The organism is Patulibacter sp., assembly GCF_030655195.1.
Classification (GTDB): Bacteria; Actinomycetota; Thermoleophilia; order Solirubrobacterales; family Solirubrobacteraceae; genus Patulibacter.
In genome coordinates this window covers 1-21,342 of the sequence record NZ_JAURWA010000028.1, presented here as the reverse complement: position 1 = coordinate 21,342, position 21,342 = coordinate 1, and the positions used below count along the sequence as shown (strand labels likewise).

General features: G+C 74.7%; 25 protein-coding genes. 9 read left to right on the top strand and 16 right to left on the bottom strand.

Translation table 11 applies throughout. The annotated features are described in order from the left end of the window. Window positions 1-21: 21 nt before the first annotated feature. Window positions 22-1,671, bottom strand: a complete 1,650-nt coding sequence (locus Q7T67_RS02960; protein WP_304785843.1) for an ATP-dependent DNA helicase RecQ — start codon at window positions 1,669-1,671, stop codon at window positions 22-24. Window positions 1,672-1,733: 62 nt separating this feature from the next. Continuing rightward, a complete protein-coding gene (locus Q7T67_RS02955) occupies window positions 1,734-1,955 on the bottom strand; it encodes a hypothetical protein (RefSeq protein ID WP_304785842.1) in 222 nt (73 codons plus the stop codon). Between the two features lie 152 nt (window positions 1,956-2,107). Between Q7T67_RS02955 and Q7T67_RS02950 the strand changes: the two genes are divergently transcribed. After that, on the top strand, window positions 2,108-2,800 hold the full coding sequence (locus tag Q7T67_RS02950) for an SDR family oxidoreductase (RefSeq protein ID WP_304785841.1): 693 nt from the start codon (window positions 2,108-2,110) through the stop codon (window positions 2,798-2,800). Between the two features lie 49 nt (window positions 2,801-2,849). Here Q7T67_RS02950 and Q7T67_RS02945 read toward each other — a convergent pair whose 3' ends face one another. Together Q7T67_RS02945 and Q7T67_RS02940 are read right to left on the bottom strand one after the other, a co-directional pair. Continuing rightward, window positions 2,850-3,212: a plastocyanin/azurin family copper-binding protein gene (locus Q7T67_RS02945; RefSeq protein ID WP_304785840.1), complete on the bottom strand. Its 363-nt coding sequence runs from the start codon at window positions 3,210-3,212 to the stop codon at window positions 2,850-2,852. 228 nt (window positions 3,213-3,440) lie between these two features. Beyond that, window positions 3,441-3,752, bottom strand: coding sequence for a hypothetical protein (locus Q7T67_RS02940; protein WP_304785839.1), 312 nt, complete (start codon window positions 3,750-3,752; stop codon window positions 3,441-3,443). A gap of 134 nt (window positions 3,753-3,886) precedes the next feature. Between Q7T67_RS02940 and Q7T67_RS02935 the strand changes: the two genes are divergently transcribed. After that, window positions 3,887-4,231, top strand: coding sequence for a hypothetical protein (locus Q7T67_RS02935; protein ID WP_304785838.1), 345 nt, complete (start codon window positions 3,887-3,889; stop codon window positions 4,229-4,231). Window positions 4,232-4,310: 79 nt separating this feature from the next. Here the strand turns inward: Q7T67_RS02935 and Q7T67_RS02930 are convergent, their stop codons facing one another. The 5 genes from Q7T67_RS02930 to Q7T67_RS02910 form a co-directional block, all read right to left on the bottom strand. Continuing rightward, window positions 4,311-4,691, bottom strand: a complete 381-nt coding sequence (locus Q7T67_RS02930) for a TraR/DksA C4-type zinc finger protein (RefSeq protein WP_304785837.1) — start codon at window positions 4,689-4,691, stop codon at window positions 4,311-4,313. Window positions 4,692-4,848: 157 nt separating this feature from the next. Then, window positions 4,849-6,102: an acyl-CoA desaturase gene (locus Q7T67_RS02925; protein ID WP_304785836.1), complete on the bottom strand. Its 1,254-nt coding sequence runs from the start codon at window positions 6,100-6,102 to the stop codon at window positions 4,849-4,851. A gap of 157 nt (window positions 6,103-6,259) precedes the next feature. Further along, entirely contained in the window at window positions 6,260-7,360 is a 1,101-nt protein-coding gene (locus Q7T67_RS02920) for a ferredoxin reductase (protein WP_304785835.1), read from the bottom strand. A gap of 235 nt (window positions 7,361-7,595) precedes the next feature. After that, window positions 7,596-8,690 carry a DNA glycosylase AlkZ-like family protein gene (locus tag Q7T67_RS02915; RefSeq protein ID WP_304785834.1) on the bottom strand — a complete coding sequence of 365 codons (1,095 nt, stop codon included), beginning with the start codon at window positions 8,688-8,690 and terminating at the stop codon, window positions 7,596-7,598. Beyond that, the gene (locus tag Q7T67_RS02910; protein ID WP_304785833.1) at window positions 8,687-9,691 is read right to left on the bottom strand and encodes a YafY family protein; all 1,005 of its coding nucleotides are present in this window, start codon (window positions 9,689-9,691) and stop codon (window positions 8,687-8,689) included. The genes Q7T67_RS02915 and Q7T67_RS02910 overlap by 4 nt, the downstream gene beginning before the upstream one ends. A gap of 116 nt (window positions 9,692-9,807) precedes the next feature. Here Q7T67_RS02910 and Q7T67_RS02905 point away from each other — a divergent pair, with 116 nt between their 5' ends. Then, window positions 9,808-10,533, top strand: coding sequence for an acyl-ACP thioesterase domain-containing protein (locus tag Q7T67_RS02905; RefSeq protein WP_304785832.1), 726 nt, complete (start codon window positions 9,808-9,810; stop codon window positions 10,531-10,533). Here Q7T67_RS02905 and Q7T67_RS02900 read toward each other — a convergent pair. Next, on the bottom strand, window positions 10,475-11,515 hold the full coding sequence (locus Q7T67_RS02900) for an arsenic resistance protein (protein ID WP_304785831.1): 1,041 nt from the start codon (window positions 11,513-11,515) through the stop codon (window positions 10,475-10,477). The two genes, Q7T67_RS02905 and Q7T67_RS02900, sit on opposite strands and share 59 nt — an antisense overlap. Window positions 11,516-11,575: 60 nt before the next feature. On the opposite strand from Q7T67_RS02900, the gene Q7T67_RS02895 reads away from it, so the two are divergent. From Q7T67_RS02895 to Q7T67_RS02880, 4 genes are all read left to right on the top strand, one after another. Continuing rightward, window positions 11,576-12,220 carry a DsbA family oxidoreductase gene (locus Q7T67_RS02895; RefSeq protein WP_304785830.1) on the top strand — a complete coding sequence of 215 codons (645 nt, stop codon included), beginning with the start codon at window positions 11,576-11,578 and terminating at the stop codon, window positions 12,218-12,220. A 72-nt stretch (window positions 12,221-12,292) separates the two neighbouring features. After that, on the top strand, window positions 12,293-12,562 hold the full coding sequence (locus Q7T67_RS02890) for a glutathione S-transferase N-terminal domain-containing protein (protein WP_304785829.1): 270 nt from the start codon (window positions 12,293-12,295) through the stop codon (window positions 12,560-12,562). Window positions 12,563-12,637: 75 nt separating this feature from the next. Continuing rightward, window positions 12,638-13,444: an alpha/beta fold hydrolase gene (locus Q7T67_RS02885; RefSeq protein WP_304785828.1), complete on the top strand. Its 807-nt coding sequence runs from the start codon at window positions 12,638-12,640 to the stop codon at window positions 13,442-13,444. A gap of 82 nt (window positions 13,445-13,526) precedes the next feature. Continuing rightward, on the top strand, window positions 13,527-14,156 hold the full coding sequence (locus Q7T67_RS02880) for an NAD(P)-dependent oxidoreductase (protein WP_304785827.1): 630 nt from the start codon (window positions 13,527-13,529) through the stop codon (window positions 14,154-14,156). 74 nt (window positions 14,157-14,230) lie between these two features. Here the strand turns inward: Q7T67_RS02880 and Q7T67_RS02875 are convergent, their stop codons facing one another. Further along, the gene (locus tag Q7T67_RS02875) at window positions 14,231-14,995 is read right to left on the bottom strand and encodes a 1-acyl-sn-glycerol-3-phosphate acyltransferase (RefSeq protein WP_304785826.1); all 765 of its coding nucleotides are present in this window, start codon (window positions 14,993-14,995) and stop codon (window positions 14,231-14,233) included. 157 nt (window positions 14,996-15,152) lie between these two features. Beyond that, window positions 15,153-16,652 carry an MFS transporter gene (locus Q7T67_RS02870; protein ID WP_304785825.1) on the bottom strand — a complete coding sequence of 500 codons (1,500 nt, stop codon included), beginning with the start codon at window positions 16,650-16,652 and terminating at the stop codon, window positions 15,153-15,155. 148 nt (window positions 16,653-16,800) lie between these two features. On the opposite strand from Q7T67_RS02870, the gene Q7T67_RS02865 reads away from it, so the two are divergent. Beyond that, window positions 16,801-17,484 carry a TetR/AcrR family transcriptional regulator gene (locus Q7T67_RS02865; RefSeq protein WP_304785824.1) on the top strand — a complete coding sequence of 228 codons (684 nt, stop codon included), beginning with the start codon at window positions 16,801-16,803 and terminating at the stop codon, window positions 17,482-17,484. A 219-nt stretch (window positions 17,485-17,703) separates the two neighbouring features. Here Q7T67_RS02865 and Q7T67_RS02860 read toward each other — a convergent pair whose 3' ends face one another. Together Q7T67_RS02860 and Q7T67_RS02855 are read right to left on the bottom strand one after the other, a co-directional pair. After that, entirely contained in the window at window positions 17,704-18,240 is a 537-nt protein-coding gene (locus tag Q7T67_RS02860; RefSeq protein ID WP_304785823.1) for a hypothetical protein, read from the bottom strand. 81 nt (window positions 18,241-18,321) lie between these two features. After that, window positions 18,322-18,588 (bottom strand): hypothetical protein, encoded by a 267-nt coding sequence (locus Q7T67_RS02855; protein WP_304785822.1) that lies wholly within the window; start codon window positions 18,586-18,588, stop codon window positions 18,322-18,324. 104 nt (window positions 18,589-18,692) lie between these two features. On the opposite strand from Q7T67_RS02855, the gene Q7T67_RS02850 reads away from it, so the two are divergent. Then, window positions 18,693-19,442, top strand: a complete 750-nt coding sequence (locus Q7T67_RS02850; protein WP_304785821.1) for a hypothetical protein — start codon at window positions 18,693-18,695, stop codon at window positions 19,440-19,442. A gap of 317 nt (window positions 19,443-19,759) precedes the next feature. On the opposite strand, the gene Q7T67_RS02845 is transcribed toward Q7T67_RS02850, so the two are convergent. Both Q7T67_RS02845 and Q7T67_RS02840 read right to left on the bottom strand, forming a co-directional pair. Beyond that, the gene (locus Q7T67_RS02845; RefSeq protein WP_304785820.1) at window positions 19,760-20,749 is read right to left on the bottom strand and encodes an aldo/keto reductase; all 990 of its coding nucleotides are present in this window, start codon (window positions 20,747-20,749) and stop codon (window positions 19,760-19,762) included. Next, entirely contained in the window at window positions 20,746-21,186 is a 441-nt protein-coding gene (locus tag Q7T67_RS02840; protein ID WP_304785819.1) for a MerR family transcriptional regulator, read from the bottom strand. The genes Q7T67_RS02845 and Q7T67_RS02840 overlap by 4 nt, the downstream gene beginning before the upstream one ends. Between the last annotated feature and the right edge of the window lie 156 nt (window positions 21,187-21,342).

Genomic DNA, 21,342 nt, shown 5'->3' with positions numbered 1-21,342 from the left:
CGGGCGGACGACGCGGCCGGGTCAGTCGTCGGCGACCAGCAGCTCGCGCTCGACGACGAGGTCGACCCCGAGGGTGCGGTACCCGGCGTCCTGGAACAGCACCGTCATCCGCTCGGCGCCGTAGCGCTGGACGACGCCCGGGCCCCAGTCCGCGTGGCGCACCGCCGCCCCCACCGGGAACGGCCGACCGTCCTGCGCCTCGTCCGAGACGTCGGAGACCCCGGACGCGCAGTTGTCGCAGCCGTCGCACGGCCCGGCGAACGCCTCGCCGAAGTACGAGAGCAGCACCTCGCGGCGACAGTCGTGGGTCTCGGCGTAGGTGCGGACCATCGCGATCCGCGACTCTTCGTACGCATGGCGGTGCCGGCCGGCCCGCTCGGCCTCCTGGACGGCGTCCTGCAGGTCGTCCGGGCCGCGGAGCGGCGCGACGTACCCGTCGGGTCGCAGCTGCACCGCCCCGGCGTCCTCCAACCGACTGACCGCGGTGGTCACCTTGGACGCGGTCAGGTCCAGCTCGTCGGCCAGCAGCACCGGGTCCACCGGGTCCCCGTAGGCCGTGACGACCGCCGCGACGCGCTCGATCTGGTCGGCGTCCACCTGACCCGCGCCGGCCTGGAACCGGCGCAGGCCGAGGTCCTGCTGCCGGTAGAAGAGCACGACGGTGGCGGGGTCCCCGTCGCGGCCGGCCCGGCCGACCTCCTGCAGGTAGGCGTCCAGCGACGACGACGGGGCCTGGTGCAGGACGAAGCGCACGTCCGGCTTGTCGACGCCCATGCCGAACGCGATCGTCGCGACGACCACGCGGATCCGGCCGGCCACGAACGCGTCGAGCACCTCCTCGCGCTCGTCCGCCGGCATGCCGCCGTGGTAGTGCCGGGCGTCGACGTCCCGGTCGCGCAGGGCCGCGGCCGTCTCCTCGGCCGCCCGGCGCGTGGCGACGTAGACGAGCCCGTCGCCCTCGGTCTCCACGACCGCGTCGAGGAGCGCCGCGTCCTTGGCGCTCTCCTCCTCGAAGCGTCGGACCTCCAGCCAGAGCTCGGGGCGGTCGAACTCGCCGACGACGATCTCGGGGTCGTCCATCCGCAGGCGGGAGATGATCTCGTCGCGCACCGGCGGCGCGGCCGTCGCCGTCAGCGCGAGCGCCGGGAGCGGGTGGGCCCCGTCGCCCGACAGCGCGTGGCGGGCGGCGCCGAGCCGCAGGTAGTCGGGCCGGAAGTCGTGACCCCACTCCGAGATGCAGTGCGCCTCGTCGACGACCAGCAGCGCCGGGCGGATCTCGGCCAGGTCCGCGAGCACCTCGGGGTTCGCGAGCTGCTCGGGCGAGAGCAGCACGAAGCGCGAGCTGCCGGCCCCGAGGCCGTCGAGCGCCTCGCGGCGCGCGCGGCGGCCCATCTGCGAGTTCAGCGCGACGGCCAGGTCGTCGTCGCCGGTGGCGGCGTGCAGGCCCGCGACCTGGTCCTGCTGCAGCGCGATCAGCGGTGAGACGACGACCGTCGGGCCGTCGAGCTGCAGCCCCGCGAGCTGGTAGATCGCCGACTTGCCGGAGCCCGTGGCCATCACGGCGAGCACGTCGCGCCCGGCGAGGACGGCCTCGACCGCGGTCCGCTGCTCGGGACGCAGCGCGTCGATCCCGAGGGCGTCGCGGGCGAGGGCGTCCAGGGCGTCGGGCACGGCGGGTCCCTACCCCCGGCAAAATGCCGTCATGCGCGACCGCCGGCGGTCGTCCGTCCGGGTCAGCCTGCGGGGGGCGCCGCACCGTGCGGGGTCGGGCGGGGCGGACCGGCGGGCCGACCCCGACGGGCGGCCTCCAGGACGCACGCCGCACGGAACGGGGCCGCGTCGTCGGACGGACCGGGCGCCGGACCGAGCGTGCCGAGGATGTCGAAGAGGGAGCGCGGCGCACGGACGTCGCGGGTGACGGGCCGGGGGTGGAGGGCTCCGGGAGTCTGGGTCATGCCGTCAGTCTGCGCGGCGCGCCCCGCCCCCACCATGGGGATCTGCCCCGGTCCGTCCCCCACCCGTCCCGGGTGCGGCGGACCGACGGGGCCGGGGTCGCCCGTGCCCCGCCTTCAAGGGCCGCTGATGCGCGTCCGTTAGCGTCGGGGCCATGGACGTCGTCATCGTCGGAGGACACGGGCAGATCGCGCGGAAGCTGGGTGCGCTCCTGGCGCAGCGCGGCGACACCGCACGAGGGGTGATCCGCAACGCGGCCCACGCGGACGAGCTGCGCGCCGACGGGATCGATCCCGTCGTGGTCGACCTCGAGGCGGACGAGACCACCGGGCAGTCGCTGGCCGGCGCGTTCCGCGGGGCCACCGCGGCGGTCTTCGCCGCCGGCTCCGGTCCCGGCCAGCCCGCCGAGCGCAAGTGGTCCGTCGACCACGGCGGCGTCGTGAAGACCATCGACGCCTGCCGCCACGCCGGGATCGACCGCATCGTCATCGTCTCCGCCATCGGCATCGACGGCGAGATCGAGGGCGACGACGTCTACGCCGAATACCAGCGCGCGAAGGCCCAGGCCGACGCCGACACCCGCGCCAGCGGCCTGCACTACACGATCGTCCGTCCCGCGATGCTCACCGACGAGGACGGCCACGGCCGCATCCACGCCGCCCGGCACGTCGAGCGCGGCCCGATCCCGCGCGCCGACGTCGCCGCCACGCTGCTCGCCGTCCTCGACGACCCGTCGACGGTCGGCCGCACCTTCGAGGTCGTCGGCGGCCCGGACGAGATCGCGGTGGCCGTCGCCGGCCTCAACGGGCTCCCCGACACGCTCGACGCGCAGTCCTCGGAGGGCTGAGGGCCGGACGCCGGGCCGGGCCTCCCCGGGGGGGCCCGGCGCGACCTGCCTACTTGACGACGACGGTCAGCTTCATCGCGTTGGCGTGGATCGAGCAGTCGATCCTGTAGGTGCCCTTCGTCCTGAACTTCTGGGTGGCGGAGCCCCGCGCCATCGCGTCGGAGATGACCGGGCTCATCCGGACCCCACGGGGCTTGCGGAGCAGCGAGACGTCGTGCTCCGCCTTGCCCTTCCAGACGAACTTGACGGTGGTGTTCCGCTTGATCGTCAGCTTGGCGGGACTGAACTGGAAGTCCTCGACCTTGACGATCTTCGTGGTCGCGGCCTGCGAGCCGGAGACCGCGAGCGCGGCGACGATGCCCACGGTGGCGGTCAGGGCGGTCGCGGAGGCGATCAGGGGACGGACGGTCATGCGGGCTCCTCGGGATGGAGGGCGCGCGACGGGCCTGCCGTGCGTCCTGTTCGAAGTACGACGGAGGGCCGCCCGTGGACGCGTCCGCGACTCGGCGGCACGGGCCCCCGAGCGGCGACGCGCCCGACGGGCTGCGACGCGCCGCGTCGGAAGGGCCCGGCACGTCGGGCCCCGGAGGGCCGCGCCGCGGCCGGAGGACGCGCCGCGTCGGGTCGCGCCGGTCGTGCCCTAGGCCTGCGCCGGCGCGTCGTCCTCGTCGTCGAGCGGCTGCAGCTGCTCCAGGAGCTCCGGGAGCACGTCGAGGAAGATCTCGACCTGGTCGTCGGGGACCTCGATCAGGACGCCCTCGAAGTGCGAGTGGTCGCCGTGCTCACGGATCTTCGGCGAGATCGTCGCGCCGGCGATCACGAAGAACGGGCTGTAGGAGAAGTAGGGCAGGCCCTCGAACTCCTCCGGCTCGAGGCCCGTGGCCTCGAGGATCTTCAGGAAGCGGTCCTCGAACGAGGCCCCCTCGAGCGTGATGGACGCCATCTCGGTCATGCCGGGAGTCTGGCAGGGCGGGACCCGGGCCCGGGTGCGCGGGGTGGTCCGTCACGGACCCGCGACGGATCACCGCCCATCCGGCGCGGACCCGGCACGGCCCCGGGCGGTCGCATCCGGCATCCTCCGCGGGGATGGATCCCGACGCCCTCCGCGAGCTCCTGGCCGCGCACCCCGCCGTCGCGATCCAGCCGTTCGGCACCCGGCGCGGCGTGCTCTGCGTCCGCGCGGGCGACGCGGCCCGCCTGGTCGCCGACGCCGGGCACGAGGTGTCCGAGGCCGAGCTGGAGTCCGCCATGTCGGTGCTCGGCGGTGAGCGCCTGCGGCTCGTCGATCCTGCCGCGGCCCCGACCGGACCCACGCGCTTCAAGGGCGGACGCGGCCGGACGAAGCCGGCCGGACCGCGCAGACCGCGGAAGGGCCCGCCCCTCGAGGACCTCGACGTCTACGAGCTGCCCGCCGGGATCTTCGGCGGCTGACGCCGGACTTCGGGCCCCGCGGCCCGGGGCCGGTCCGGCGCTCGGCCGGCGGCCCCGGAGGGACGCTCGGCCGACCGCGTCAGCGGCGCAGCTTCGCGGCGTCCTCGAGGCACAGGACGCTTTCCGGCATCGCCCGCAGGCGCTTCGGCGCGATCGGGCGTCCGCACGCGTCGCAGAGGCCGTAGGTGCCGTCGTCGAGCTTCTCGAGCGCACGGCTGACCCGCGCCTCCTCGAGCTCGAGGCTCGCACCGACGCCGACCTCGGTCAGGCGACCGACGGCCTCCAGGGTGCCGTCGCCGATCCGCTTGCCGAAGCTCAGCGTCGAGCCCCGCTCGGGGGCGGCGGCCATCACCCCGATGCGGGAACGCAGGTCGTCCGCGCGGGCCTGGAGCGCCGTCCGGACCTCGTCGAGGTCCGGCGCGGGAACGGTGGCGTCGGCGGTGGAGCTGCGGCGGACCATCCTGCTCCCCTACCCCGACCACCGGTCGTCACTCGCCACGGTCCCGGCCGGTGGGCGCCTCGCGACGCGCGCAGCGCACCCGGACCGTCGGGTGTGCGCCCGCCCGGCGGCGGGCCCACACCCGGGACGGCCGCGCTCGGCGGCCGCCCCCTATCGCCTACGGGAAGGCGGGGATCGGGCCGTCGACGGCCTGCACCGTGCGCTCGGCGCGCGGCTGCTCCGGCGGTGCGACGTACGGCGGCGACTTCGGGGTCTCCTTGCCGCCCGGGAACGCCAGGCGCAGGATCGTGCGCTGCACCATCAGCCACTGCTGCCAGAAGGGGCCCGTGTTGTAGGGCAGCTCGTACTGCTCGCAGAGCGCCTTGACCTTCGGCGCGATCTCCTTGTAGCGCGAGCTCGGCATGTCCGGGAAGAGGTGGTGCTCGACCTGGTAGCTGAGGTTGCCGCTCATCAGGTGGAACGTGTCCGAGCCCTCGATGTTGGCGGCGCCGAGGAGCTGGCGGACGTACCAGCCGCCGCGGGTCTCGTCGGCGATCTCCTCCTCGGTGAACGTGTAGGCCTGGTCCGGGAAGTGACCGCAGAAGATGATCGCGTTGGACCACACGTTGCGGACGATGTTGGCGGTGAAGTTCGCCTTCAGCGTCTTCTTCCAGTGCTTGCCCGAGAGCGCCGGGAAGAGGATGTAGTCCTTCAGGACCTGACGGCCGCCCTTCTTGCCGATCCCCTTCAGGTCGTTCATCAGGTCGGACTTCTTCTTCGTGCCCTTCTTGATCGCCTCGAGGTCCATGTCGTGGATCGCGACGCCCCACTCGAAGAACAGCATCACGAGGATGTTGATCAGCGGCTGGGCGAGGAACTCGGGGGACCAGCGCTGCTTGGGGTCCACGCGCATGAACTCGTAGCCGACGTCCTTGTCGAGCCCGATGACGTTCGTGTACGTGTGGTGCACGTAGTTGTGGGAGTGCTTCCACGACGCGGCGGTCGAGGCGGTGTCCCAGTCCCACGTCGAGCTGTGGATCTGGGGATCGTTCATCCAGTCCCACTGGCCGTGCATGACGTTGTGGCCGATCTCCATGTTCTCGAGGATCTTGGCCACGGAGAGGCCGGCCGTCCCGAGCAGCCACGCCGGCGGGTACCGCGAGGCCATGAGCACGATCCGCGAGAGCGCCGTCAGGCGACGGTGGAACTCGATGATCGAGCGGATGTAGTTCGCGTCGCGGTCGCCGAGGTCGCCCTTGACCTCGTCGTGGATCTTCTGGAACTCCGCGCCGATCTCCTCGATCTGCTCGGAGGAGAGGCGGAACAGCGGGTTGAACGCGTTCGGGTCGCCGTCGCGACGGGACGGACCGGCCTTCTCGTCGTCCATGGTGCCGGGGATGGAGGCCGTGCTGGCTCCTGTGGGAGGCGTCATGCGGTGGTGTCCTGTTCTTCGGGTGGCACGGGGCCTGGAAGGTGGGGTGGCCCTGGGGCCTGGAAGGGGTGCGGCCGCGAGGGCCGGGAAGGCGGTGGGGCGTGCGCCCCGCCGGCCCGCGGGCCGACGGGACCGCGCGGGACCGGGGTGCTGCGGGTCAGAGCTCGACGACCACGTGGCCTTCGGGCGCGTTGACGCAGGTGCGGATCGTCTCGCCCTGCTCGCCGTGGACCTCACCGGAGCGCAGGTCGCGGACCTGGCCCTCGCGGAGGACGCCGACGCAGGTGTGGCAGATGCCCATGCGACAGCCGTAGGGGAGGTTGGCACCGGCCTCCTCGCCGCCGACGAGGATCGAGATGCCCTGCTCGCAGGTCGCCTCCTTGTCCGTGACGACGAAGGAGACGGTGCCGCCCGAGCCGACCTCGGCGTCGCCGGTGCCGATGACGGGCTGGAAGCGCTCCGTCGACAGGTGCTCCTCGAGCCCCTCGGACTCCCAGTGCGCGACGAAGTCGTCGATCATCTCGCGCGGACCGGAGAGGAACGCCTCGCGCTCGCGCCAGTCCGGGCAGAGCTCGTCGAGGTTCTCGACCTTCAGGCGGCCGTCCTCGGCGCTCAGCTGCTCGTGCAGGTGGTAGCCGTCCTGGTCGCCGTCGAGCTCGCGCAGCTGCGGGCCGAAGATGAAGTCCTCCGTCGTGCGCGTGCCGTGCAGGTGGACGACGTCGTCCAGCGCGCCACGGCGGCGGAGCTCCCGCAGCATGCTCCAGATCGGGGTGATGCCCGAGCCGGCGCTGATCATCAGGAACTTGGGCGGCAGGGGGTCCGGCAGGCCGAACTCGCCCTCGACGTTGCCGAGGAAGACGACCGTGCCGGGACCGCAGCTCTCCGTGAACCAGGGCGACATCTTGCCCTCGGACACGTGCTTGATGGTCACGGACACGAGGCCCTCGGGGTGCTCGGGGTCCGAGGTCAGCGAGTAGGCGCGCCAGTGGCGGATGCCGTCGATCTCGGCGCCGATGCGCAGGTACTGGCCGGGCCGGTGACCGGGCCACGGGTGGGTCGGCTTGACGACGACCGTGGCGGCGTCGTCGGTCTCGGACCGGACGCGGACGACGGTGCCCGTCGCCTCGCGCGTCGACCAGCGCGGATCCAGCAGCGCGATGTAGTCGTCGGGGAGCAACGGCGTGGTCATCGCCCCCGCCAGGTCGAGTGCTTTACGTCGCCAACGCGAGACCCGTGGTGCTGCTGCCTTCTCGACCATGTGTGCGATGACTCCTACCCTCGGTCGGGACGCCCTACGCATCCCGCGGTGATCGAACTTACGCGGCTCGGTGCACAAGTGTCAAACGGCATGGTTCGGGCGTCCGCCGATGGCCCCCGCCGACCGGCCGGAAGGGCTCCCCGGACCGTCAGCGACCGTCCTCCAGCGGGGGGAGGTCGGCATCCCCGGGGTCGGCCGGGGCGGGACGCCGCCGCCCCTCCCGGCGGGCCCCGGGTCAGCCGAGCACGACCCGGTCGCACCCGCGGAGCCGCGCGAGCGCCTCCGGGGCGTCGCCGAGGTCGATCGTCCGTCCGCTCCAGTCGACGGAGAGCTCGAGCGTGCGGCCCTTCTTCCGCGCCCGCCACAGCCCGGCGAGCCGGCCGTCCACCAGCACGACCCCGGGCCGGCCGACCGCGGGGAAGAGCGCCTTGCGCAGCGCGGGGTCCGGGGCGAGCGCCGCACGGTCGGGTCCCGCGACGTACGGGTCGTGGCCGTGCAGGAGCCGCACGCCCGTGGCGGCCGGCGGATCGAGCAGGCGGTCGAGGTCGGCGGCGAGGACCCAGCGCCGGGCGCCCTCCTGCCGGACGGCCACCAGCTCGTCCTCGACGGAGGCGAACATCCGCCGAGCGTGCGCCGGGGCGGTCTGCGCCCACGAGGCCAGCGCGCTGTGGGTCGACGGGCCGTAGGCGCGCAGGAACCGGCGGACGAGCTCGCGCCGCGCCTCCGAGGGGTCGCCGGTCCCGACGGTCGTGCCCGCGGCCGGCGCCCAGACGGCCCGCCCGGGCATCTCGGTGACGCCGAGCGGGCCCAGCGCCCGCCAGAGACCGGGCCGGACGTGGTGGCTCGCGCACCCGCGGCACCACGGCAGGAGGCCGTCGGGCAGCCGCTCGCGGAGCGCCTGGTGGAACGCGTCGCGGTCCAGCGGGCCGTCCGCGAGGCCCTCGCGCGCGGCGGACGCGACCAGGTCGAGGGCCTCCCCCACGCCGTACCCGGCGGCCTGCACCTCCTTCGCGACCGCGGACCCCACGAGGGCGCGCAGCTCGTCGTCCTCCTCCGGCACGAGCGCCGTCGTGAACACCGCGACGTCCGCGCGGGGGACGACGTACGGCGCCCCGCGCATCGCGTTGACGGTCACCAGTGCGTCCCACACCGGGTGGTCGTCCTGCACCTCACCGGCCCGGGCGTGCAGGGCGACGGCGGCGTGACCGGGCGGGTACTCCTGCAGGCCGCAGGCGGCGACCGCCGTCAGCGGGTCGGTGTGCTCGTGCAGGTGGTGACCCGCGATCCGGAACGCGAGGGCCTGCGCATCGGTGACCCGCACGTCGCTCATCGGGAGGCCCCGTCGTCCGCGGCCGGTGCCGCCGCGTCGTCGGTCGCCCGTGCCGCGGCACCGAAGCGCACGGCGAGCGCGCGGACCTCCTCGGCGAACTCCGGCGGCTCGAGGACGGTGAAGTCGACGCCGATCGACGCCACCTGCACGGCCAGACCGCCCATCCACCCCGCGGCGACCTCCAGCAGGCAGCAGTGCTCGTCGATCTCGGTGAGGGTGCCGAAATACCCGGGCACCCTGGGCTGCAACGCCGTCTTGGAGCCGTGCAGCCGCACGCGCGCCCGGTACCGGCCGCGCGTGGCGGAGACCTGCCGCATGACGTAGGCGGCGAGGTCCGCGTCGGGCGGCTCGCGGCGCGGGCAGCGCCGGCCCTGGGCCAGCCGCGAGGTGATGCGGTCGACGCGGAAGGTGCGCCAGTCCTCCCGGGTCTGGTCGAACGCCACCAGGTACCAGCGCCCGTACAGGTGGACCATCCGGTGGGGCTCGACGACGCGACGGCTGCGGACCCCGTCGTGCGTCCCGTAGCCGAACCGCAGCTCGACGCGGTCCCGGCACGCCCCGGCGATCGTCGACAGCGCCTCGGCGTCGACCTCGGGCCCGGAGCCGGGGACCGGCACCGTGTAGGCGTGCACCGCCCCGACCCGCCGGCGCAGCGCCGGCGGCAGGACCTGGTCGAGCTTGGCCAGCGCGCGGAGGGACGACTCCTCGATGCCGACCACGCTGCTGCCGCTCGCCGCGGTGCGCAGGCCGACGGCCACCGCGACGGCCTCGTCGTCGTCCAGGAGCAGCGGCGGCAGCTCGCTGCCCGCGCCGAGCCGGTAGCCGCCCGCGACGCCCGGTGCGGCGTTGACCGGGTAGCCGAGCGACCGCAGCTTCTCGACGTCCCGGCGCACCGTGCGGGGCGTGATCTCCAGCTCGTCCGCCAGCTGCCCGCCCGTCCAGTCGCGGTGCATCTGCAGCAGCGACAGCAGACGCAGCAGCCGGGCCGAGGTCTCGAGCATGCGCGGAGTCTGCCGTCGATCACGGACAGGACGTGTCCGCGATGCGGCGGGCGGCGCGGCGCCGGGTGGGCCGGTGCGGCCCCGGCCCGCCGGTCCGCCGTCGTACGCTGCCCCCGATGGAGCTCGAGGCCCTCGTCCCCTTCCCGACCGCCGGCCGCGTCCACGGGCTGACCCAGCGGGTCGGGCCGGCGTCGACCACCGTCGCCGGTCGGGCGCGCCTCGACGCGATCGCGGACTGGCTGCAGCAGGTGGCCTACGACGACGTCGTCGACTCGGGGATCGACCTCGAGGTCGTCTGGGTGCTGCGGAAGACGCAGCTGCGGGTCGTGCGCTTCCCGGTCTTCGGCGAGCGGCTGGCGATGCGGACGGCCTGCAGCGGCCTGGGGCCGCTGGTCGCCGAGCGGCGCACGACCCTGGAGGGCGACGCGGGCGGGCTCGTCGAGGCCGCCGCGATCTGGGTGCCGCTGCACCGCGAGACCCTCCTGCCGCACCGCTCCGAGGCGTTCCTCGAGATCTACGGCCCCTCGGCCGCCGGCCGCCGGGTCCGCGCGCGGCTGCGCCACCAGGGTCCGCCGGAGGACGCCCCCGTGGTCCCGTGGACCTTCGTGGCCGCCGACCTCGACGTCGCCGGCCACGTGAACAACGCGGCGACCTGGCGCGCGCTGGAGGAGGGCCTGGCCGGCCTGGGTCCCGCCGACGGCCCGCTGGCGGTCGACCTCGAGCACCACGCGCCCGCGTTCGCGGGCCCCGCCGAGGTCCGCGGCGCCGGCGACGTCCGGTGGATCACCGCACCGGACGGCCGCGTCCTGGTCTCCGCCGCGTTCGACCGCCGGGTCGGCTGAGCGCGGAGGCGGCCGGCAGCAGCCGCGGGGCGAGGCGGACGAGGGCGACCATGCCGAGGACCTCGACGAGCGTCTGCGTGACGACGACCGCACCCGTCAGCGCGTACTCGTCGCCCAGCGCCAGCGCGAGGGGCAGGACGACGAGCGAGTTGCGGGTCGCGCCGCTGAACATCAGCGCCCGCCCGGCCGGGGCGTCCAGGCGCAGCCGCCGCGCCAGCACCACACCGACGCCGACCATGACCACCAGGAACGCGACGTAGAGCGGGACCACACCGATCACCCGGCCGGCGTCGTCGCGGACGCGCGGGACCTGCGACGCGACGACGACCAGCAGCGTCAGCGCCATCAGCACCACCGGGGTCAGGTCGGCGATGCCCTTCACGCGGCCCCCGACGGCCGACCGGGCGGCCCAGCGCTCCGTCGCCCAGGCGAGCGCCAGCGGCAGCGCGATGAGCAGCAGGAACGCCTCGACGAACGGCCCGGGCCGCACGACCTCCGCCAGCCCGGGGCCCAGGAACAGCCACAGGTACGCGGGGAGCAGCAGGGTCTGGGCCAGCATCAGCAGCGGCGCGGCGGCCAGGAGCCGGCGGTCGCTGCCCCCGGCCAGGCGCGTGAACACGACGACGTAGTCGATGCACGGCGTCAGCAGCACCATCAGGACGCCGAGCTCGACGACGGTGCCGCCCGGCGCCAGGCGGCTGAGCCCGAACGCGACGACCGGCACGACCACGAAGTTCAGGCCCAGCACCGCGGCGAGGAACCGCCGGTCGGCGAAGGCCCGACGCAGCGCCGTGAACGGCACCTGCAGGAACGTGACGTAGAGCAGCGCGCCGAGGACCGGGTAGATCAGCGTCTCGAACGCGCGCCCGGCCCCCGGCGCGGCCAGGCCGACGAGGCCGCCGACCAGGACGGCGACGAGGTGGACCGGGACCTGGCGGTCCTCCAGGCGGCCGACGGCCGCCCTGATCCGTGGGCCACGCACCCGACGAGCGTATGCCCCCGCCCCACCGGGCCCGCGGACGGGCGGCGTATCGTGCGGGGCATGAAGGTCGAGATCTGGTCCGACGTCGCGTGCCCCTTCTGCTACATCGGGAAGCGGTCGTTCGAGGACGCGCTGTCGCGGTTCGAGCACCGCGACGAGGTCGACGTGCAGTGGCGCAGCTTCCAGCTCGACCCGACGATGCCCGCCGCCGTCGAGGGCGGGCTGGACGCGCTCCTGGCCCGCAAGTACGGCCGGACCCCGGAGGAGGCGAGGGCGATGAACGACCGCGTCACCGGCATGGCGTCGGAGGTCGGCCTGGAGTACCGGCTGGACCGCGCCCGCCCGGGCAACACGCGCGACGCGCACCGGCTGCTGCACCTCGCCCGCACCCACGGCCTGCAGGACCCGCTCAACGAACGGCTGCTCCAGGCCTACTTCGTCGAGGGCGAGCTGCTGAGCGACCACCCGACCCTCGTGCGCCTGGGCGCCGAGGTCGGGCTGGACCGCGACGAGGTCGAACGCATGCTCGCCGGGGACGAGTACGCCGACGCGGTCGAGGGCGAGGGCGACGAGGCCCACGACCTGGGCCTGGGCGGCGTCCCCGCGTTCGTGCTGGACCGTCGGCTGCTCGTCTCGGGCGCCCAGCCCGCGGAGTCGCTGCTCCAGGCCCTGCAGCAGGCGTGGGAGCAGCAGCCGGCCGCCTGACCGACGTCGCCGACCGCCGGGGTGCGGGCCGGACGCCGGTGCGGGGTCGACACGGCGGGTACGGTGACCCGCATGGCCAAAGTGAAGCTCCACCGCTGCAACTACACGTTCCTGCACACCAACCTCGACGCCTGCTGGGTCGTGCAGAAGGAGCTCGACGCCCAGGGCATCGACTACGAGATCGTCAAGCAGGGCTGGGGCAAGGGCAAGCGCCCGAAGGTCGAGGCGATCTCCGGCCAGAGCAAGCTGCCGGTCCTCGAGCTTGCCGACGGCGAGGTGTACCGCGCGGAGTCCAAGGAGATGGCCGCGCGCGTGCGCTCCGGTCAGCTGCCGACGGGCTGACCGACCGGCGGGTCGACGCGTCCGCGCGCGGCCCGCGCCCGTACTCGTCACGACGTCCCCCACGGAACGAGCACCATGTCCAGCACGCAGACCGCCCCCACCCTCCCGTTCAAGCGCGGGGGCTCCGGCTCGCCACTCCTGATGATCCACGGCCTCGGGGGCAACCGGGACTCGTTCGACCCGATCCTCCCCGCGCTGCAGGCCGAGCACGACGTGATCAGTCCCGACCTGCCGGGCCACGGCGAGGCGCCCGAGCTCGCAGGCGCGGTCACCGTCGACGCGATCGCCGACCGCCTCGAGGCGTTCCTCGACGCGCACGACCTCGACGGGGTCGATGTCGTCGGCTCGTCGCTCGGTGCGCGCCTGGTGCTCGAACTGGCCCGGCGCGGTCGCGTCGGCACCGCGATCGCGCTCGACCCGGGCGGGTTCTGGAGCACGCGCCAGCGGTCGCTCTTCGGGGTCTCCGTCGCCGCGTCGTTCAAGCTCGTCGTCGGCCTGCAGAAGGCGTTGCCCACGCTGACCGGCAACCCCGTGACGCGGACGGCGCTGCTCGCCCAGTTCTCGGCCCGGCCGTGGGCGCTGCCGCAGGAGCTGGTCGCGAAGGAGCTGCGGCAGTTCGCGGCCTCCCCCGGCTTCACCGACACGCTCGACGCGCTGTGGCACGGCCCGCTGCAGGCCGGTCTGCCCGCCGGCCAGGCGCGCGGACCGATCCACCTGGTCTGGGGCCGGCAGGACCGCGTCACGTTCGCGAGCCAGGCGCCCCGTGCGCAGGCCGCGTTCCCCGACGCCGACCTCACGTGGATCGAGAAGTGCGGGCACTTCCCGCACTGGGACCAGCCCGACGAGACGACGCGGCTGGTCCTGGGATGGACCCGGTCGTGAGGACCTGCGGGGGCGCGATCGTCGGTCGCCGCCTGCGCGGCGACCGCGTCGGCCGGCGGTCGCACCTGCGGGCGGCGCGCCGATGAGGATCGCGGTCTTCGGCTCGACCGGCGCCGTCGGCCGGCTCGTCGTCCGCGCGGCCCTCGCGGAGGGCCACGAGGTCGTCGCGCACGCCCGCTCGCCCCAGAAGCTCGGCGTGCACCACCCGGCGCTCCGGGTGATCGGCAGCTCGCTGACGGACGACGTCGACGTGGCCCGGGCGGTGGCCGGTGCGGACGCCGTGATCAGCGCGCTCGGACCGAGCCCGCTGCAGCGGGGCACGCCGATCGGCGAGGGGACCGAGCGGATCGTCGCGGCGATGCGTCACGCCGGCGTCGACCGCCTCGTCGCCATCGCCACCCCGACGGCGCCGGACCCGGCGGACGGACGGGACCTGCGCATGGCCGCGATCGTCCGCACCGTGCGGATCGTCGCGCCCGGACCGCGCCGCGACGTCCTGCGCACCGCCGACGCGGTCCGCTCGTCCGGCCTGCGGTGGACGCTGGCGCGCCTGCCGATGCTGCGCGGGGGCGACGCCCGCCCCGTGCGGACGGGACCGGTCGGGGAGAGCGGCCTGCTCCTCACCCGAGCCGCGCTCGCGGCCTACCTGCTCGACGCGGCGACGAGCGACCGCGACGTGCACGCCGCGCCGGTGGTCAGCGACGCGGGCTGACGGTCGCGGCCGCGCGCCGCGACCAGGCGGTCGCCGGCGTCACCTCGCCCGCGAGCGTCCCGCCCCGGAGTGCCTCAGGACGACGCGGTCTCGCGGTCGGTGGCGGCGACCTCGTCCGCCGCGCCGGGCGCCTCGGCCGCCTGGCGCTCCTGGGCGAGGCGGTACTTCTCGGCGGTCTTGCGGCGGCCCGGTATCGCGATCGGTGCACGCTCGCGGATCTCCGCGACGACGCGGACCATGAAGTCGCCGGGCTCCTCCGTCGCTCCGAGCTGCCCCTCGCGGGGCGGGAAGAACGCGACGCGGATCCGCGGACGGAGCGGGAAGCGCACGATGTCGACGGTGCCCTCGACGGTCACGCAGACGACCGTCGCGTCCGGCACGGCACGGGCCAGTCGTCCGGCGCCGCTGCGGGGCCGCAGGTAGCCGCCACGGGAGATCGTGCCCTCGGGGAAGACGCCGATGCAGGCACCGGCGGCCAGCTCCTCGATCGCGGTGTCGAGCGCGTGCGCGTCGTTCTGGCCGCGGCGGACCGGGATCTGCCCCATGCCGTTCATCACGAACGCGAGCGGCTTCGTCTTCCAGAGCGTCGACTTGGCGAGTGCGCGGATCTGCCGCTTCGGCAGGCCGGCGATGCCGATGGCGACCGGGTCCCAGTTGCTGTCGTGGTTGCCGATGATCAGGACCGGGCCGTCACCGGGCACGTGCTCGAGGCCCTCGACCTCGAGCCGACCCCACAGGCGGACGACCGGCGAGGTCGCGGCCATCGCCGCCCGGTACATCGGGGTCATCCGCTCACGGACGGTCGGCGATCTGCGGGGCGGGACGTCAGCGGGAGCCACCGGCCCATCATGGCAAGCCGCATCGCTCCGGAACGGCCGAGGGCCGCGATCGCTCGCGGCCCCCGGGGCCCCCGCGGCCGGCGTCGTGGTGCGCCGACCGGGGCGGCGACACCGGCCGCCGCCCACGGGGCGGGGCGGGTGGCGCCCCACCGCCGCGTCAGTGCGCGAGGACCGGCGCGCCCGTCGGGTCGTCGGCGAGCCGGCTGACGCCGGAGCGCAGGAGCAGGCCGGTCGCGACGGCACCGACCGCCAGGATCGCGGAGGCGATCCAGAACGCGGTGACGTACCCGTGCATCGCGGACTCCGCCGCGAGCTGCGCGCCCTGGAAGCGATCCGCGTTGTCGGTGGCGTAGCCGGAGACCGCGCTGGCGAACAGGGTCGAGAGCAGCGCGGTGCCGATGGAGCCGCCGACCTGCTGGGTCGTGTTGACCATCGCCGAGGCGACGCCCGCGTCCCGGGCGTCGACGCCGAGCGTGGCGATCGCCATGGCGGAGGCGAAGACGCAGCCCATGCCCACACCCATGATCACGAGGCCCGGGAGGACGCCGCTGACGTAGCTCGAGTCGGTGCCCAGCTGCGCGAAGACGGCCATCGCGACCGCCGCGGCGGCCATGCCGCCGGCGACGAGCGGGCGCGGCCCGACCCGCGGCAGGATCTGCGTCGAGACCAGGCCGATCGTGCCCATGATCGCGAAGTTCATCGGCAGGAACGCGAGGCCCGTCTGCACCGGCGAGAAGCCGAGGGTGCGCTGCAGGTAGTAGGTCAGGAACAGGAAGATCCCGAACATCCCCATGCTCACGATGCCGAAGGCGAGGTACGCGCCGCCGCGGTTGCGGTCGAGGACCACGCGCATCGGCAGCAGCGGGTTGGACACGCGCAGCTGGATCAGCACGAACGCGACGAGCAGGACGACCGCCGCGGCGAGCATGACGACGGTGACGACGTCGCCCCAGCCGTTGGTCTCGGCGTTCGAGAAGCCGTAGACGAGGGCGAACAGGCCGCCCGTGACCGCGACGGTGCCGGGGATGTCGAGCTTCGGACGCCGGCCCGCGCCGTGCTGCGTGCCGCTGTGCAGCAGGGAGAACGCGCCCAGCGCGGCGGGGATCGCGAAGAACAGGTTCACGTAGAGGCACCAGCGCCAGGACAGGTACTCCGTGAGGACGCCGCCGAGCAGCAGCCCGACGCCGCCGCCGACGCCGGCGATCGCGCCGAAGACGCCGAACGCCTTGTTGCGCTCGGAGGGGTCGGTGAAGGTCGTCGTCAGCAGCGAGAGCGCCGCGGGGGCCAGCAGCGCGCCGAAGAGGCCCTGCAGGGCGCGGGCGACGACGAGGACGCCGAAGCTGCTCGCCGCACCACCGATGGCGGAGGCGACCGCGAAGCCCAGGAGCCCGACGATGAAGACGTGCTTACGGCCGATCAGGTCACCGATCTTGCCGCCGAGCAGGAGCAGCGAGCCGAACGCCAGGGCGTAGGCCGTGATGACCCACTGGCGGTTGTCGTCGGAGAAGCCGAGGTCGCTCTGCGCGGAGGGCAGCGCGATGTTCACGATCGTGGCGTCGAGGATCACCATCAGCTGGGCGATGCCGAGGACGCCGAGGATCAGCCAGCGGCGGGCGTGGTGTGGATCGACCGGGGTCTCGGCCGGGGTGGAAGACATGCGAGGTCCTTCTTGGGCGGGTGCGCGGACCGTCGGCCGGTCGCGCTTCGTCGGAGACCGTAGCAAACAAACGGAGGCGTCTCCTCCATATGGAGTGTGAGCCTCCGCATAGAGCACTCTGCGTACTCCGCTGCGCTACGGTGGTGTCATGGAGACCGCCGCCGAGGAGCCCGTCGTCCGCCCCCTGCGGCGCGACGCCGAGCGCAACCGGCGGCGCATCCTCGACGCCGCGGCCGAGGTCTTCGCCGACCGGGGTCTGGGCGCGAGCCTCGACGAGATCGCCCAGCACGCCGAGGTCGGGGTGGGCACGGTCTACCGGCGCTTCCCCAACAAGGAGGCGCTGATCGACGCGCTCTTCGACGACCAGATCGACGGGATCGTCGGGCTCGCCGAGGAGGGTCTGGCGATCGAGGACCCGTGGACGGGGCTGCAGCACTTCCTCGAGGCCGCGCTGGAGCGCCAGGCCAAGAACCGAGGGCTGAAGGAGCTGCTGCTCGGCAACCGGATGGCGCAGTCGTCGGGGTGCGCCGTCGAGGGTCGCGAGCGGATCGAGCCGGTCGTGCGCCGGCTCGTGGAGCGCGCCCAGGCCGACGGCAGCCTCCGGCCCGACGCCGCGGTCACCGACATGCCGCTGATCCAGCTGATGGTCGGCGCGCTGGTCGACTACACGCGCGGCGTCGACCCCGAGGTCTGGCGGCGGCTCTTCACGATCGTCCTGGACGGCCTCCGGGCGCAGCCGGACGTCCGCACCCCGCTGCCGGCGCCGCCGCTGGACGCCGACGGCCTCGCCGCGGCGATGGCCGGCTTCAGCCCGCAGCCCGCCCGGGACTGAGGGCCCGCGGGGCCCACTCCGAGGACGTCGGGCGGCGGCGGGGGCGTGACGGGCGGCTCGCGTGACGGGCGGTGGGCGCGGCGGGCGGCTGGAGCGACGGGCGGCTCGCGTGACGGGCGGCGGGCGACGCGGGCGGCTGGAGCGGCGGGCGGCCCGCGTGACGGGCGGTGGGAGAGCCGACCCACGCGCAGGCGCCGGCCGACGGACGGGGCCCGGACCTCAGGGCCGCCAGACGCGGAACCGGTCGACCTGGATCTGACGCTGCCCCAGGCTGCCCTCGAAGACCGGGCCCGCACCCGTGACGTACTCGCCCTTCCGCGGATCGCGCTCGGGTCGCAGCGACGGACGGACGTCGAAGACCGTGATGCCCGGTCCGGTGACGTCGCCCCCGACCGCGACGACGTGCAGATCGCCGTCCCCGTCGGGATCGAGCGACTGGATCGCCAGGACCCGGCCGCGGACCGCCGCGCAGCCCAGGGCGGAGGGGGTCGTCGTCGGGCAGGTCGCCGTCCAGCCGCGGGGCGGGGCGGACGTCGAGGCGACCCCGGGGCTCGCGTCCGACCCGCCGTCGGCCGAGGGGGTCGCGGCCGTGGTGGCCGGCGCCGCGCCCGTCCCCGTCGGGCGCGCGTCGTCCTGCGCGGCGCGGCGCTCCGTCGCGGTCGAGGGTGCCCGCGACGTCTCCTCGCCGCCGTCGCCGCAGCCGACGGCGGCGAGGGCCAGGGCGAGGCCGACGAGGGCCAGCGGGCGGCGGGGCACGCCCGGATCGTCCCGGATCCGGCGGGGTGGTGCGCCCGGGCGGCCGTCACGGCGCCCTCGCCGCCAGGGTGGACCCGAGGGTCACCGGCCCACCCGCGCGCGGTGCGGGGCCATGACCGCGATCCGGACGACCGACGGAACGCCCTGCCCGGTCGGCCGCTGCAGGCGCACCAGGTAGGAGTCGGCGCGGGCCGCCGGGAGCACGGCGGTGCGCCGGGTCCGGTGCGTGCGGACCACCGTGCGGCGCGTGACGCGGATCCGTCGGACCGCACCGGGCCCCGGGGGTGCACCCGTGGGCGCCGCGTGCGGCTGGGGGATCGCGATGGGCCGGGTCGTCGTTGCGAACATGGGAGCAGGCTCCCGCTCGCCGGTGGGAACCACCCGGGGGAACCCTGGGAGGACGCTGGGCGGCCCCGGGTGACGAACGCCGCCGGGACCGGGATGATCCCCGCATGACCCCGAACCCCGTGGCCCAGCCGGCCATCGTCCCCACGGCCGTCGTCGGGCGGGCGATCGAGATCTTCCGCGCGCACGCCGCGGTGCTCTTCCCGGTCGCCCTGATCTTCGCCCTGATCCAGGCGATGGTCACCATCGCGCTGGCCGACACGAGCGCCGCGGCGATCGCCCTCGGGGTGTCGCTGGTCACGTCGGTGTTCTTCCAGGGCATGGTCGTCACGTTCGTCCGCGACGTCGAGGCGGGTCTGCCCCCGGGCACCGAACCGTCCGTCGGCACGCTCTTCCGCTCGGTCTCGCCCGTCGCGGGCCCGCTGCTGCTCGTGTCCCTGCTGGCGGGCCTCGGCATCGGCGTCGGCTTCGTCCTGCTGATCGTCCCGGGCCTGATCCTGCTGACGATCTGGGCGGTCGTCGCGCCCGTCGTGGTGCTCGAGCGCACCGGCGTCCTCGCCTCCTTCGGCCGCAGCCAGGAGCTCGTCCGCGGCTCGGGCTGGCCCGTCTTCGGCACGCTGGTGCTGATGGTCCTGCTGCTGATCGCCACGGCGATCGTCGGAGGTCTCGCGATCGCGGGGATCGGCGAGGCCGCGGGCAACTTCGTCCAGGTGCTGATCAGCGCCGTCACGTCGACGATCTACGTGCTGACGACGGCCACCCTGTACTTCCGGCTGCGCGAGGCGCGTGAGGCCGGCCCCGCGGAGCCCGTCGCCACGGTCCCCGACGACGACCCCCGCTGGACCCAGCAGGACTGAGCCCCTCAGAGGTCCGTGCCGGCCTCGCGCGAGGCCGGGCCCGCGTCACCCCGCCGCCGGAAGCGGCGGCACCGGCCCGGACGGCGTCCTGGCACGGGCCTCCACGCCCTCGGAGGTCCGTGCCGGCGTCGCGCGAGGCGGGGCCTGCGTCACCCCGCCGCCGGAAGCGGCCGCACCGGCCCGGACGGGGTCCTGGCACGGGCCTCCACGCCCTCGGAGGTCCGTGCCGGCGTCGCGCGGCGCCGGTCTGCCGTCACCCCGCCGTCGGACGCGGCGGCACCGGCCCAGACGGCGTCCTGGCACGGGCCTCCCCCGATTCAGCGGTCGATGGTCGACATGTCCGGGTAGCGGTCGCCGGCCGCGGAGCCGGCGTCGTCCAGCAGCCGCAGGTCGTCGGCCGACAGGCTGATCCCCACGGAGCCGGCGTTGTCCTCGAGGTACGTGCGGCGCTTCGTGCCCGGGATCGGCACGACGTCGTCGCCCTGCGCGAGGACCCAGGCCAGGGCGATCTGCGCGGCGGTCGACTCGTGCTCGGCGGCGAGGCGGTCGACGATCTCCACGATCGCGATGTTCTGCTCGAGGTGCTCGCCCTGCAGCCGCGGCTGGAAGCGGCGGAAGTCCCCGTCCTCGAGGTCGTCGAGGGTGCGGATCTTGCCCGTCAGGAAGCCGCGGCCGAGCGGGCTGTACGGCACGAAGCCGATGCCGAGCTCGCGCAGGAGCGGCAGGATCTCGACGTCGGGCTCGCGCTCCCAGATCGAGTACTCCGTCTGCAGCGCGGTGATGGGGTGCACCGCGTGCGCGCGGCGGATCGTGTCCGGCGCGGCCTCCGACAGGCCGAGGTGACGGACCTTGCCGGCCTGGACGAGCTCCGCCATGGCGCCGACGGTCTCCTCGATCGGCACGGTCTGGTCGACCCGGTGCTGGTAGTAGAGGTCGATGTGGTCCAGGCCCAGGCGCTTCAGCGACGCGTCGCAGGCGGAGCGCACGTACTCGGGCGACCCGTCGATGCCGCGGAAGCCGGCGTTCTCGGGATCGCGGACGTTGCCGAACTTCGTCGCCAGGACGACCTGGTCGCGGCGGTCGGCGATCGCCCGGCCGACGAGCTCCTCGTTCTTGAACGGGCCGTACATGTCGGCGGTGTCGAGGAAGGTGACGCCGAGCTCGAGCGCGCGGTGGATCGTCGCGATCGACTCGGTGTCGTCGGTGGCGCCGTAGAACTCCGACATGCCCATGCAGCCCAGGCCGAGGCGCGAGACGGTGAGGGCGGCGGAGCCGGATCCCAGGGTGGTGGTGGGGATGGTGCTCATGGTGCGGGGGTCCCTTCGGCGGTGCGCTCGACGGCGCAGTCGCGGTAGACGTCGATCTTGTGCTCGATGGCCCGCAGGTTGGCGCGGGTCTCCTCGAGCTGCTGCAGCACGCGGGTCCGGTGGTCCTCGAGCAGGGCGAGGCGCTCCGCCTCGTTGCCGCGACCGGCCCGGACGAGCGCGGCGTACTCCCGCACCGCCCGGATCGGCATGCCGGTGCCGCGCAGCTTCGTGACGAGACGGATCCAGTACAGGTCGTCCGCGTCGTAGCGGCGATGGCTCGATGCGGCGCGGTCCACGGGATGCAGCAGCAGGCCCGCGCGCTCGTAGTACCGCAGGGTGTCGGGCGAGAGCCCGGTCTCCCGGGCCGCTCCGGCGATGGAGTGCGTCGCGAGGTCGGGCGACCGGGGCGGTGCGGCGGTGCTGGGTGCGGTGGCCATCGAGACCCACGGTAGGACCTGGAGCGCGCTCCAGGTCAAGGACGGGTGATGCGCGGGTCGTCCCGTCGGCGCGGAGGGCCCGGCCAGCGGGAGGACGGCCCACGTGCGGTCCGCCGGCGGGCGCGCGGCCCTGGCCGGCGGCGGGCGCGCGGCCCG

Bases quoted from the DNA above. Each gene is read 5' to 3' on its own strand.
- Q7T67_RS02955 (WP_304785842.1), bottom strand. From the start codon at position 1,955: ATGACCCAGACTCCCGGAGCCCTCCACCCCCGGCCCGTCACCCGCGAC.
- Q7T67_RS02950 (WP_304785841.1), top strand. From the start codon at position 2,108: ATGGACGTCGTCATCGTCGGAGGACACGGGCAGATCGCGCGGAAGCTG.
- Q7T67_RS02945 (WP_304785840.1), bottom strand. From the start codon at position 3,212: ATGACCGTCCGTCCCCTGATCGCCTCCGCGACCGCCCTGACCGCCACC.
- Q7T67_RS02940 (WP_304785839.1), bottom strand. From the start codon at position 3,752: ATGACCGAGATGGCGTCCATCACGCTCGAGGGGGCCTCGTTCGAGGAC.
- Q7T67_RS02935 (WP_304785838.1), top strand. From the start codon at position 3,887: ATGGATCCCGACGCCCTCCGCGAGCTCCTGGCCGCGCACCCCGCCGTC.
- Q7T67_RS02930 (WP_304785837.1), bottom strand. From the start codon at position 4,691: ATGGTCCGCCGCAGCTCCACCGCCGACGCCACCGTTCCCGCGCCGGAC.
- Q7T67_RS02925 (WP_304785836.1), bottom strand. From the start codon at position 6,102: ATGACGCCTCCCACAGGAGCCAGCACGGCCTCCATCCCCGGCACCATG.
- Q7T67_RS02920 (WP_304785835.1), bottom strand. From the start codon at position 7,360: ATGGTCGAGAAGGCAGCAGCACCACGGGTCTCGCGTTGGCGACGTAAA.
- Q7T67_RS02915 (WP_304785834.1), bottom strand. From the start codon at position 8,690: ATGAGCGACGTGCGGGTCACCGATGCGCAGGCCCTCGCGTTCCGGATC.
- Q7T67_RS02910 (WP_304785833.1), bottom strand. From the start codon at position 9,691: ATGCTCGAGACCTCGGCCCGGCTGCTGCGTCTGCTGTCGCTGCTGCAG.
- Q7T67_RS02905 (WP_304785832.1), top strand. From the start codon at position 9,808: ATGGAGCTCGAGGCCCTCGTCCCCTTCCCGACCGCCGGCCGCGTCCAC.
- Q7T67_RS02895 (WP_304785830.1), top strand. From the start codon at position 11,576: ATGAAGGTCGAGATCTGGTCCGACGTCGCGTGCCCCTTCTGCTACATC.
- Q7T67_RS02890 (WP_304785829.1), top strand. From the start codon at position 12,293: ATGGCCAAAGTGAAGCTCCACCGCTGCAACTACACGTTCCTGCACACC.
- Q7T67_RS02885 (WP_304785828.1), top strand. From the start codon at position 12,638: ATGTCCAGCACGCAGACCGCCCCCACCCTCCCGTTCAAGCGCGGGGGC.
- Q7T67_RS02880 (WP_304785827.1), top strand. From the start codon at position 13,527: ATGAGGATCGCGGTCTTCGGCTCGACCGGCGCCGTCGGCCGGCTCGTC.
- Q7T67_RS02870 (WP_304785825.1), bottom strand. From the start codon at position 16,652: ATGTCTTCCACCCCGGCCGAGACCCCGGTCGATCCACACCACGCCCGC.
- Q7T67_RS02865 (WP_304785824.1), top strand. From the start codon at position 16,801: ATGGAGACCGCCGCCGAGGAGCCCGTCGTCCGCCCCCTGCGGCGCGAC.
- Q7T67_RS02855 (WP_304785822.1), bottom strand. From the start codon at position 18,588: ATGTTCGCAACGACGACCCGGCCCATCGCGATCCCCCAGCCGCACGCG.
- Q7T67_RS02850 (WP_304785821.1), top strand. From the start codon at position 18,693: ATGACCCCGAACCCCGTGGCCCAGCCGGCCATCGTCCCCACGGCCGTC.
- Q7T67_RS02845 (WP_304785820.1), bottom strand. From the start codon at position 20,749: ATGAGCACCATCCCCACCACCACCCTGGGATCCGGCTCCGCCGCCCTC.
- Q7T67_RS02840 (WP_304785819.1), bottom strand. From the start codon at position 21,186: ATGGCCACCGCACCCAGCACCGCCGCACCGCCCCGGTCGCCCGACCTC.